Origin of the sequence: Pantoea sp. USMM079 (assembly GCF_037153115.1) — a bacterium.
Classification (GTDB): domain Bacteria; phylum Pseudomonadota; class Gammaproteobacteria; order Enterobacterales; family Enterobacteriaceae; genus Pantoea; species Pantoea communis.
The window spans coordinates 35197-46822 of record NZ_JBBCKX010000013.1 but is presented as its reverse complement, the minus strand read 5'-3'; the positions used below and the strand labels follow the sequence as shown (position 1 = coordinate 46822).

12 protein-coding genes are annotated in these 11626 nt (G+C 55.0%); 5 read left to right on the top strand and 7 right to left on the bottom strand.

Features of this window, described 5'->3' with window-relative positions:
* Positions 1-127 precede the first annotated feature (127 nt).
* On the bottom strand, positions 128-1255 hold the full coding sequence (locus WFP70_RS16845) for a branched-chain amino acid ABC transporter substrate-binding protein (protein ID WP_337023889.1): 1128 nt from the start codon (positions 1253-1255) through the stop codon (positions 128-130).
* A gap of 404 nt (positions 1256-1659) precedes the next feature.
* On the opposite strand from WFP70_RS16845, the gene panM reads away from it, so the two are divergent.
* Positions 1660-2046 carry an aspartate 1-decarboxylase autocleavage activator PanM gene (gene panM, locus WFP70_RS16840; protein ID WP_058960046.1) on the top strand — a complete coding sequence of 129 codons (387 nt, stop codon included), beginning with the start codon at positions 1660-1662 and terminating at the stop codon, positions 2044-2046.
* A gap of 147 nt (positions 2047-2193) precedes the next feature.
* Here panM and rpoH read toward each other — a convergent pair whose 3' ends face one another.
* The 4 genes from rpoH to ftsY all read right to left on the bottom strand — a co-directional run bounded on the left by rpoH (position 2194) and on the right by ftsY (position 6581).
* The gene (gene rpoH / locus WFP70_RS16835) at positions 2194-3051 is read right to left on the bottom strand and encodes an RNA polymerase sigma factor RpoH (protein ID WP_034827057.1); all 858 of its coding nucleotides are present in this window, start codon (positions 3049-3051) and stop codon (positions 2194-2196) included.
* 239 nt (positions 3052-3290) lie between these two features.
* Entirely contained in the window at positions 3291-4277 is a 987-nt protein-coding gene (ftsX, locus tag WFP70_RS16830; protein WP_058960044.1) for a permease-like cell division protein FtsX, read from the bottom strand.
* On the bottom strand, positions 4267-4935 hold the full coding sequence (gene ftsE / locus WFP70_RS16825; protein WP_034827061.1) for a cell division ATP-binding protein FtsE: 669 nt from the start codon (positions 4933-4935) through the stop codon (positions 4267-4269). The genes ftsX and ftsE overlap by 11 nt, the downstream gene beginning before the upstream one ends.
* A 5-nt stretch (positions 4936-4940) precedes the next feature.
* Positions 4941-6581 (bottom strand): signal recognition particle-docking protein FtsY, encoded by a 1641-nt coding sequence (gene ftsY, locus WFP70_RS16820; RefSeq protein WP_337023888.1) that lies wholly within the window; start codon positions 6579-6581, stop codon positions 4941-4943.
* 230 nt (positions 6582-6811) lie between these two features.
* On the opposite strand from ftsY, the gene rsmD reads away from it, so the two are divergent.
* Both rsmD and WFP70_RS16810 read left to right on the top strand, forming a co-directional pair.
* Positions 6812-7411, top strand: coding sequence for a 16S rRNA (guanine(966)-N(2))-methyltransferase (gene rsmD, locus WFP70_RS16815; RefSeq protein WP_058960042.1), 600 nt, complete (start codon positions 6812-6814; stop codon positions 7409-7411).
* Positions 7401-7670, top strand: coding sequence for a DUF1145 family protein (locus WFP70_RS16810; RefSeq protein ID WP_034827067.1), 270 nt, complete (start codon positions 7401-7403; stop codon positions 7668-7670). Before rsmD ends, WFP70_RS16810 begins: the two co-directional genes overlap by 11 nt.
* Before the next feature lie 27 nt (positions 7671-7697).
* On the opposite strand, the gene WFP70_RS16805 is transcribed toward WFP70_RS16810, so the two are convergent.
* Entirely contained in the window at positions 7698-8054 is a 357-nt protein-coding gene (locus WFP70_RS16805) for a DUF2500 domain-containing protein (protein ID WP_058960041.1), read from the bottom strand.
* A gap of 162 nt (positions 8055-8216) precedes the next feature.
* Here WFP70_RS16805 and WFP70_RS16800 point away from each other — a divergent pair, with 162 nt between their 5' ends.
* Both WFP70_RS16800 and WFP70_RS16795 read left to right on the top strand, forming a co-directional pair.
* A complete protein-coding gene (locus WFP70_RS16800; RefSeq protein ID WP_337023887.1) occupies positions 8217-8846 on the top strand; it encodes a lysoplasmalogenase in 630 nt (209 codons plus the stop codon).
* Between the two features lie 92 nt (positions 8847-8938).
* The gene (locus WFP70_RS16795; protein WP_337023886.1) at positions 8939-11215 is read left to right on the top strand and encodes a zinc/cadmium/mercury/lead-transporting ATPase; all 2277 of its coding nucleotides are present in this window, start codon (positions 8939-8941) and stop codon (positions 11213-11215) included.
* On the opposite strand, the gene tusA is transcribed toward WFP70_RS16795, so the two are convergent.
* Entirely contained in the window at positions 11212-11460 is a 249-nt protein-coding gene (gene tusA / locus WFP70_RS16790) for a sulfurtransferase TusA (protein WP_034827082.1), read from the bottom strand. The two genes, WFP70_RS16795 and tusA, sit on opposite strands and share 4 nt — an antisense overlap.
* Between the last annotated feature and the right edge of the window lie 166 nt (positions 11461-11626).

Sequence of the window (11626 nt, the reverse complement as noted above, 5' to 3'; positions counted from 1 at the left end):
CCTCTCCCTTTTGGCAGAGGGTTAGGGTGAGGGAACAGGCGCGCGGGATCTCATCAAGACGGTACGCGCTGTCCCTCCCCCAGCCCTCTCCGGCAAAAGAGAGGGCCAATCTATTTAAGGTTGGGAATTACTTAACAGCGGTAGAGGAACCGTCTTTGTGCCATTTGAAGACACCAAATTCGAAGCCCTTCAGGTCGCCTTTCTGATCCCAGTTCAGGTTGCCCATCACCGTTGGAACCGCTGCGCCCTCTTTCAGGTTTTTAGCAATGGCATCTGGCTCAGCGCTCTTGCTACGTTCAATACCGGCCACCAGCGACTGAATGGCCGCATAGGTGGTCCAGACGAACGGACCGGTTGGATCTTTACGGTTAGACGCGGTATTGGCTTTGATGGCTTCAACAATCGCCTTGTTCTCTGGCAACTGGTCATAACGTTTCGGCAAGGTGACGTACAGGCCTTCAGATGCATCACCGGCAATGTTAGACAGTGAGGCGTTGCCCACGCCCTCTGGCCCCATGAAGCCCGCAGTCAAACCGGCTGATTTTGCCTGACGCAGAATCTGGCCCAGCTCTGGGTAGTAGCCGCCGTAGTAAACGAAATCGACGTTCTCTTTCTTCAGACGCGCAATCAGGGTTGAGAAATCTTTATCGCCCGCAGTGATACCTTCGAACAGCACCACATTGCCGCCTTTGGCTTTCAGGGTTTTCTGCACCGACTCTGCCAGGCCCTGACCGTACTGCTGCTTGTCATGCACCACAGCGATACGTTTTGGTTTGATCTCATTGAGAATGTAAGTAGCAGCGGTTGGACCCTGATCGGAATCCAGACCGGTAGTACGCAGCACATCTGCATAGCCACGCGCGGTCAGCTCTGGTGCGGTTGCCGCTGGGGTGATCATCAGAATGCCTTCATCGTTATAGATGTCGGAAGCAGGCTGAGTAGAAGAGGAGCACAGGTGGCCGATCACATACTTGATGCCGTCGTTAACCACTTTGTTGGCCACTGCAACCGCTTGTTTCGGGTCACAGGCGTCGTCATATTCCACGCCAACCAGTTTGTCACCGTTCACGCCACCTTTGGCGTTGATGTCCTTAATGGCTTGCGCTGCACCGGTGAACTGCATATCACCGTATTGTGCAACCGGACCAGTTGCTGCGCCAACGATGGCAATCTTGATATCTTTCGCCAGTGCCGCGTGGCTCAGCGCCAGCGCAACGCAACCCGCCAGTAATGCGCGTCCTTTACTCATTTTCATGCGAACTTCCCCATCTGTTGTGTCGTGTGTCGTTGTGTTTGGTTTATTTTCTGCCAGTCAAAGAGGAAAACTGATTCAAGAATAATGAGTTAGCGCTCTTTTCTGGCATTTATTGGTAATAAGGCTTTATTTTTCAGGTTATTAAACAGGAACTTTCTTCTGTAAATCAACTGACATATTCAGTATTAGTCGCGTTGCACAGCAGAATCATCTGGTTTTTATGGCCGGTTTTTAGCCAAAATGCCAGCGCGTTATGCTGGCTTTTTCAGCCAACATTGATGGCTTCCTCCACAATCCTGGCAAAGTGGCTGGCATTTGACCTATTTTCATCGCAAAAAAGTGACAGCACGCTGACTGTCTAAATTCGCTACACTATGGCCTTTCTGGCAGTACAGGTAAGGGTAATGAAGCTCACTATTCAGCGAATCACCGCACTCACGCCGCAGGATCGGTTGGATTTAGCTAAAGTCTGGTCGCAGATCGATATTTCGCAACTTGAGGCTGCATTAAGCGAGACGCAGCGGTTGTATGCGGCAAGGTTTAACGATCGTCTGTTGGGCGGGTTGCAGCTGGAGATTTGTGGCACGCAGGGGAAGATTTCACACCTCACCGTGCGCGAAGTGACGCGCCGCCGTGGAGTCGGGCAATATTTGCTGGAAGAGACTATCGCGCAGAATCGCGCGCTGGCAGATTGGTGGGTAGCCGATGACGGCGACGACGATCAGAGTGTGCGCGCGGCCTTTATGCAGGCCTGTGGTTTTCGCGCGCAGGCCGATGGCTGGGTGCGCTAATTATTGCGGACACGTAACGGCGCGATTTATCGCGCTGTCCTGAAGCGCCAGGGTTGGTGACTGATGCGCAATACATTGCGCGGCTACGGACTGCGTGCAAATAAAAAGGGCGACTATAAAGTCGCCCCGTTTTTCACCTGATGGTTCTCAGGCTTCAATCGCCATACGCAGTTTCTTCATGGCGTTCTTTTCCAGCTGACGCACACGCTCTGCAGAGACGCCATATTTGTCGGCCAACTCCTGCAGCGTGGTTTTGTTCTCATCATCCAGCCAACGGGCGCGGATGATGTGCTGGCTGCGCTCATCAAGGCTCAGCATGGCATCGCTCAGCTTATCAGCAGCGTGCGCATCCCAGTTATCCTCTTCAATGCCGTCGGCAAAGTCTGAGGTTTTATCCTGCAGATAGAGTACCGGTGCCATCGGCTTACCTTCGCCAGCTTCGTCATCCGAAGACATGTCGAAAGTCATATCCTGCGCGGCCATACGAGATTCCATCTCGAGGACATCTTTGCTGCTCACGCCCAACTCGCGCGCAACCATCTCCACTTCATCCTGATTAAACCAACCAAGACGCTGTTTGCTTTTACGCAGATTAAAGAACAGCTTGCGCTGGGCTTTCGTGGTCGCGACTTTCACGATACGCCAGTTACGCAGCACGTATTCGTGAATCTCTGCTTTGATCCAGTGCACGGCAAATGACACCAGACGCACGCCAACTTCAGGGTTGAAGCGACGCACCGCCTTCATCAGACCGATGTTACCTTCCTGAATCAGGTCCGCCTGTGGCAGGCCGTAACCGGAGTAGTTACGAGCAATATGAACAACAAAGCGCAGGTGAGACAGGATCAGCGTCTTAGCTGCATCCAGATCGCCCTGGTAATGCAGTTTCTCCGCTAATGCCTTCTCCTCTTCTGCCGTTAATACCGGCCAGTTGTTGGCAGCCCGGACATAAGATTCCAGGTTACCCAGAGGCGCAATCGCTAAAGTTTGCATTTCTTTGGTCATTCAAACCCTCACAAATTCAATGGACTTGCTGCGCGGTATTTTGCGCAGACGTTACATTATGTCAACGTCGCGAAAAAACCAAAAGCAATCTGTGCTACTTGGACGACAAAGTTATCCACAAGTTCAATATTAGCAGTGAATATTTTACACACAGATGACGGCGGGGAAAATAGGAAGATTCCTCTGCTCCCAGATCGTCGGCAGCAGAGGAAGAGTATATCAAAAAACGTTGCTGTTGGTTACTGCGGCGTAAATCGGCGTAAATGTTGTACAGTGGCTAACCATGCGGCAACCCAGCCAATAATGGCGGCGATGAGCAGCAGTAGCAGCCCTTCGTCCCAGGAAAAACCTTCAAGAACAAAGGTGGTGCCAAACACCGTCGCCACCTGCGCTACGACTGATTGCAGACGCAGTACCAGCACTTCGGACAGCAGCAGTGAAAGCACTGCACCACTGAAACCTAACAGCGCGCCGCCATACAGGAACGGACGCAAGATAAAGCCGTCGGTGGCACCAATCAGCTTTTGCACGTTAATGGTATCGCGACGGGCAAAGATGCTCAGGCGCACGCTGTTACCAATCACCAGGAACACCGCCACCACCATCAGCAGACCAATCATCGAAGCAATTTGCCCTACCAGCCCGGTTAACGCCGCTAAACGGGCAAACCAGCTGTCATCCATGCGCACTTCATCCACACCCTGCACTTTCGACACGCGGTCGCGCAGGTTAGCCATAGTGTCTGAATTCTGGAAATTCAGTTTCGGCGTGATGATGGCCACGGCAGGCAGCGGGTTTTGCTCCAGCATGTCCATTGAACCGCCGAAACCAGACCAGTTACGGAACTCATTCAGCGCTTCTTCACGGGTCAGATAGTTAACGTTATCCACGCCATCTAACTTTTTCAGCTCAGCAGCGACATTCTCAGCCGCCGTATCATCCAGCGCTTTATCCAGATACACCGTCAACTGCGGTGCCGGATACCACTGCGTCGCCGCCTGGCTGACGTTTTTCCACACCATATAGCAGACGCTCGGCAGCGTCAGCGAGATGGCAATCACCATCACGGTCAGCAGCGTGGCCAGCGGCTGACGCCACATATCCGAGAGCGTACCGCGCAGCGCATAGCGCCACTGCTCCTGCCAGCCGCCTTTCAGCGCCTTACTTTTTGAAGGCGCCTTCGCCGCCTTCGGCGCCGCTGGGCGCTTATTGCGTTTATTGACCATCATGGCCTCCGTGCAGGCGTCCCTGATTCAGCGTCATCAAGCGGTAATTGCGGCGGGCAATCAGCCCGGTGTCGTGCGTCGCCATTAAGACGGTCACACCAACGCGATTGAACTCTTCAAACAGGCGCAGAATGTCTTCTGACAGGGCATCATCCAGATTACCGGTGGGTTCGTCCGCCAGCAGCACCGCAGGTTTGTTCACCACCGCGCGGGCAATACCCACACGTTGCTGTTCACCACCAGAAAGCTGGATCGGATAACTCTTAGCTTTGTCGAGCAAGCCGACTTTATCCAGCGCTGCCGATACACGGCGACGAATATCTTCACCACTGGCGCCGGAAATGATTAGCGGAATCGCCACGTTGTCATAGACCGAACGATCCATCAGCAAGTGGTGATCCTGGAAAATCATCCCGATCTGACGTCGCAGGAAAGGCACTTCGCTGCGACGCAGACGTGAAATATCGTGGCCACTAAACCAGATTTGCCCGGCGCTCGGGCGCTCAATGCCACAAATCAGCTTTAGCAAGGTACTTTTCCCTGCGCCGGAGTGGCCGGTCAGGAATGCCATTTCGCCGGGGCGAAGATGGAAATCCACTCCCTGCAGCGCCTGACGTCCTCCCAGGTATGCTTTACTGACCTCTTCAAAGCGAATCATCCCAATCATTCCTCTCGGGCAAACAGTGCCTCAATAAAGTCTGCGGCCTTAAACGGCCGTAAATCCTCGATGCCTTCCCCGACACCGATATAACGAATCGGAATGCCAAACTGATCGGCAACCGAGAAGATCACACCACCTTTGGCGGTGCCGTCGAGCTTGGTCAGCGTGATACCGGTCAGTCCCACCGCTTCATGGAACAGTTTGGCCTGGCTGACGGCGTTTTGCCCGGTGCTGGCATCAAGGGTCAGCATCACTTCATGCGGCGCATCCTCATCCAGCTTTTTCATCACGCGGGTGATTTTTTTCAGCTCTTCCATCAGATGGGCTTTGTTCTGCAGGCGACCAGCAGTATCTGCAATGAGTACATCGACGTTGCGCGACTTCGCGGCCTGAATGGCGTCGAAGATAACGGAAGCCGAGTCAGCACCCGTATGCTGAGCCACCACAGGAATGTTGTTACGCTGACCCCAGACCTGAAGCTGTTCCACTGCTGCTGCACGGAAGGTATCACCCGCCGCCAACATCACTGATTTGCCCTGAGCCTGATATTGACGCGCCAGCTTACCGATAGTGGTGGTTTTACCCACGCCGTTGACGCCTACCATCAGGATAACAAATGGCGCTTTGCCGCCCACATCCAGTGGCTGATCCACTTTTTCCAGAATGCCGGCCATTTCAGTTTTCAGCAGTCCGTACAATGCTTCAGCATCGCGCAACTGTTTGCGGTTAGCCTGCTGCGTCAGATTGGTGATGATGCGGCGCGTGGTCTCTACACCCACATCAGCAATCAGCAACTGCTCTTCCAGCTCTTCAAACAGGTCATCATCGATTTTTTTGCCGCGGAACAGGCTAACAAAACCGGAACCGAGGTTTTCTCGGGTTTTGACCAGGCTGCGCTTGAGGCGAGCAAAGAAGCCCTCTTTGGTCGGACGATCCTGCTCCTGCGTGACCAGCGGCGCTGCGGCCAGCGGTAAATCGCTGACGGTATCCTGCGCTTCGGCTTCAGCGTCTTCCGCATAGGTTTCGGCCAACGCCAAGGCTTCAAGTTCTTCGTCGCTTAACGCGTCGTCTTCCGATTCAACGGCTGCTGCTTCGATTTCCGGCTCATGCTGCGCAACTACTGGCGCAACGGACGCTTCTTCGATCTCTGGCTCATGCTGCGCAACCACTGGCTCAACGACCGCTTCTTCGATCTCTGGCTCGTGCTTCGCAATAACTGGCTCAACGACCGCTTCTTCGATCTCTGGCTCGTGCTGCGCAATCACTGGCTCAACGACTGCTTCTTCGATCTCCGGCTCGTGCTGCGCAGCAGGCGCTTCAACAATCAGTTCTTCTGCCTGAGGCTCTTCTTCGACAGGTGCTACGTCCGGATGGATTTCCTCCTCCGGTAGCACTTCCTCTTCAATTGCCGTGATCGGCTTGGACACCACCGCTTCCGGCTGTGCCCGTTGTTCTTCGGCTACGTGCTCAGTGACGGCAACCGTCTCTTCCGCCTGCGCTTCGGCGCTTGCTAACGCGCTCTCTTCAGCGATCGGCTGTTGCGCCGCTTCGGCCGGTTGCTGCTCTTCCGCAGGCTGCTGCTTCTCTTCTTCTTTGCCAAAGCCTAGCCAGGAAAAAAAGCCACGTTTTTTCTCTTTTGCCATTGTGTAACCACACTCCTCGATGGCTTATTCCCGGTAGCACGCTGTTCCCAGGGGATAAAAAATTCAATTTTTTGTTCGTGAGCGGCGTAAAAATCAGGCAATTACGCGCGCCATATCAACTCAGTAGTCTAACACTTTCCAGCCAGCGCACCACAGCACCCTTTTTTACGTTTCTTCTGCCTGCCACGCCCGTTAAACTACGCAACAAATTATGACGAGTTGTGAGCAAAATGAGTAAATCCCCCCGCAGCAGCGGCGCTGCTGGCCAGATTCGTATCATTGGCGGACAGTGGCGCGGTCGCAAATTACCGGTGCCGGATAGCGCGGGTCTGCGCCCGACCACCGATCGCGTGCGTGAAACCCTGTTTAACTGGTTAGCGCCGGACATTCAGGAAGCGCGCTGCCTCGATTGCTTCGCCGGCAGCGGTGCGCTCGGCCTGGAAGCACTGTCACGCTATGCGGCGTCTGCTACGCTGCTTGAGATGGAACGTTCCGTCGCCCAACAGCTGTCGCAGAATCTGCAAACCCTGCGTGCGACGCAAGGCAACGTCGTGCAGACCAATACGCTACAGTGGTTGAGCCAACCCGGAGAGCCGTTCGATGTGGTGTTTGTTGATCCACCATTCCGTAAAGGATTACTGCTGGAGACGCTAACGCTGCTGGAAAACAACGGCTGGCTGGCGGAGAACGCACTGATTTACGTCGAAAGCGAAGTGGAGCACGGCACGCCTGTGGCGCCCGCTAACTGGGACTTGTACCGCGAAAAAATTGCCGGTCAGGTGGCATATCGCCTTTATCAACGCCAACAGGAGACGCACGATGTGGCTTAATCTGGGACGATTACTGATGATTTGCGTCTGGGCATTTCTGCTGCTGAATCTGGTGCACCCTTTCCCGACACCGCTGCGCTACTTTGTGCATGTGGCACTGTTCTTTATGGTGATTATGCACGGCTTGCAGCTGGTCCTGCTGCGCGCGACTCAGCCGAAAGAGGCGCCAAAACTCAGTGGCGTCACGCAAGCGAAGATTTTCTTTTTTGGTGTGTTTGAACTGCTGGCGTGGCAGAAAAAGCATTACCCGAAGATGTAACGATACGGGCCGCTGCAGCGGCCCGTTTTATTGCGCAGGCGTGAAACTGACAAAGCGACTGCCCTGCATTTTCAACTCTCCCTTCGCGCCCTTATCGATATGATGATAGTCATCGGCGCTCACCACCACCTTGATATCACTCGCCCCATTGAGTGGATGAAACCAGGCTTCGTACTTCATATCTTCAGCCACAATCTCTTCACGCTGGCGCGAACGGCGATTGGGGGAAGGGAACTCACGTTTGGTTTTCACTTCAACACTCAGTGAGCGAACCGGTGAAGCATCATTTACCGCAGTTTCACGGCGTTGCTTAATAAACTGACGGGTCGCCAAAACGGCAATAATCGCCAGAACGATGAAAAAGATTAGCGGTGGTTTGCTCATGTTTTCTCTCGCACTTTGCGTTAATGTCGGAACAGTAAAAGACGACAAAGCATACAACCAGAGTTGACCGATTGTCACATTCGTCGCCGGTAACTTACACTGAGATCGCGATTTTGGGAAAATTCATGACTCTGGACGTCGCGTTCAGAAAAGGGAGAAAACATGCTTTGGTCTTTCCTTGCCGTACTTTTTTCCGGTTGGCTGTACGTTGATGCTTCATACCGTGGCCCGCAGTGGCAACGCTGGCTGTTCAAACCTGTTACCTTGCTGTTGCTGGTCGCCTGGGCCTGGCAAGCGCCCACGCTCAATACCACCGATTACCTGATTCTGGCTGGCCTGGTTGCCACTCTGGTCGGTGATGCACTGACGTTACTGCCTCGCCAGCAAATGCTCTATGCACTGGGTGCATTCTTCCTGTCACATCTGCTCTACACCATCAGCTTTGCTGCCCACATGACCATGAGTTTCTTCTGGCCGATTCCGGTCACGCTGCTGGTCATTGGGGTGGTGGTGATTGGCATTATCTGGTCGAAGCTGGAGGATTTGCGCTGGCCGATCTGTACCCTAATTGGGATGACGCTGGTGATGAACTGGATGGCGGCAGAGAATTACTTCTTCCGCCCGACGGATTACAGCTTCTCACTATTGGTTGGCGCCGGACTGCTGCTATTAGGCAACATTACCTGGTTTATCACCCATTATCGCCGCCGTTTCAGTGCCGATAGCGCCATTGTTGCCGCTTGCTACTTCGCCGGCCACTTTATGATTGTGCGTTCGCTGTGGCTGTATTGAAGAAAAGATGACCTTTTGCTTGACTCTGGAGTTGACTCCAGAGTGTAGCATTTGGGATGCGGGCAGTGGCCCGCATTGATCCCGGAGGCTCTATGCACGCCCATTCTCATTCATGCCGTTGTGGAAAATCCCACAGCAAAACCCAGCCGCTGTGCGCCATTCGCAGTGTTTCACCTACGACGCTGAAAATCTCAGCCGCCCTCCCCGCCACACCAGAAAGTGGTTGCGGTTGCTGTGACAACGACAGCGGCAGTCCCGGCGGCGAAAGCGACGCCGAAAGCGACAGGCCCTCATCCACATCTCATCAATTCCGCTGGCAGATTGCCGGAATGGATTGCCCCAGCTGCGCGCGAAAAATTGAAAGTGCTGTACAACAGCTGGCGCAGGTGCGCACCGCTCGGGTGATTTTTGCCAGTGAAAAACTGGTGGTGGATGCCGACCAGGATATTCGCCCGGCCATCGAACAGGCCGTCAAAAATGTCGGTTTTACCCTGACCTCAAACGATCCGCAATCTCAGCCCGAACCGCAACGCCGCTGGCAGGAAAATGCCGGTTTGCTGTTACTGGCACTGCTGATGCTCGCCAGTTGGCTGCTGAGCCAGGTTTCTCCGGTATGGGGCGATCGCCTGTTTGTGATGACCACGCTGATCGGCCTGGCGCCGATTGCATTCAGCGCGTGGAAACTGCTGCGAGGCGGTTCACCCTTCAGTATCGAAACCCTGATGACCCTTGCCGCCACCGGTGCGTTGGTGATTGGCGCACATGCCGAAGCCGCGATGGTGCTGTTGCTGTTCCAGCTGGGTGAACGGCTGGAGTCATTTGCAGCTTCTCGCGCACGACGCGGTGTGACGGCGTTAATGGCACTGCGCCCCGATACTGCTACGCGTTTGAAAGGCACGCAGCGCGAGCAGGTGGCGCTGGCTGACTTGCATCCTGGCGATACGATTGAAGTCGCGGCTGGCGGTCGTTTGCCGGCCGATGGCGAGCTGCTGAACCAGAGCGCCAGTTTTGATGAAAGTGCGCTAACGGGCGAGTCCGTGCCGGTTGCCCGTCAGCCGGGCGAAACGGTGATGGCGGGCGCCACTAGCGTGGATCGCCTGGTCACGCTGAAAGTCATCTCCGAACCTGGCCAGAGCGCGATTGATCGCATCCTGCAGCTCATCGAAGAAGCTGAAAGCCACCGTGCACCGGTTGAGCGCTTTATCGATCGCTTCAGCCGCATCTATACACCCGCCATTATGTTGCTGGCGCTGTTGGTGATGGTGCTACCGCCACTACTGGCAGGGGCCGCCTGGTTGCCATGGATTTATAAAGGCCTGACGCTGCTGTTGATTGGTTGCCCTTGTGCACTGGTGATTTCTACCCCCGCTGCAATCACCTCTGGCTTAGCGGCGGCCGCGCGACAGGGCGCCCTGATCAAAGGTGGCGCCGCGCTGGAACGTCTCAGCCGCATCCAGACCATCGCATTCGATAAAACCGGTACCCTCACACTGGGTAAACCGCAGGTGACCGAGGTCGAATCTTTCAGTGCGATGGAAGCAAATGCAATGCTGAGCATTGCGGCGGCAGTGGAGCAAGGTTCCAGCCATCCATTGGCGATCGCCATCGTGCGTGAGGCCGAAAAGCGCCAGCTCAGGCTACCGCGCGCCCGGCAGCAGCAAACGCTGGCTGGCAGCGGCATCCGGGCGCAGATTGATGGCGTGACCTATCAGCTGCTGGCACCACGCGATGCCAGCACGCTCACGGTCGATCAGCAGCAGGCGATCGCGCAACGGGAAGCTCAAGGTAAAACCGTGGTGGTGCTGTTACAGGATGAGACCGTCATCGGCACCCTGGCGTTGCAGGATCAGCTACGCGAGGAAGCCGTCACGGCGCTGGCACAGTTGCAAGCGCTGGGCATTAATAGCCTGATGTTGACCGGTGATAACCCGCGTGCGGCGGCGTCGATGGCGACGCAACTCAACATCGATTATCGCGCCGGCTTGTTGCCTGCCGATAAAGTGGAGATGGTGCGCAAACTGGAGGAGCAGCAGCCGCTGGCGATGGTAGGCGATGGCATTAACGACGCCCCGGCGATGAAAGCGGCCACGATTGGCATTGCCATGGGCAGCGGCACCGATGTCGCGCTGGAAGCCGCCGACGCCGCGCTGACACAAAACCGTCTGGCAATTCTGCCACGCACTATCGCACTGGCCCGTCGCACGCGCGCCATCATCCGTCAAAACATCGCGATAGCGCTGGGGCTAAAAGGCATTTTCCTGATCACCACACTGCTCGGTTTCACCGGTTTGTGGCTGGCGGTGCTGGCAGATTCAGGTGCGACAGCGCTTGTCACGGCCAACGCCTTGCGATTGCTGCGGCAGCGTTAAGCCGTGCCTTTCTGAATCAGATACTGGTACGGCAACGTTTCCGTCTGCTGTGCCAGTAGCTGATGTTCCATAAAGCGGCAGAAACCGGGAATATCACGCGTGGTGGCCGGATCGTCAGCAATGATCAGCAAGGTTTCGCCCGCCTGCATGGTGCGCACGGTTTTGCGCACCATCATTACCGGCTCAGGGCAGCGCAGGCCAAGGGCATCAAGCTTGTGGTCCGGCGCAGAAAAGGGATCGCTCATGATTCTCTGTCTTCATTTAAGATGGGCGCTCATTCTAGCGCGCTAAATGCACAGCGCAAGGCGATAACGATTGCGTTAAAATTAACCATTGCATTAATTGCGCAACGCGCTAAGATGCCGCCGTTTTTTTACCAAATTGCTTAATCCTCGAAATAATTCGCGTTTT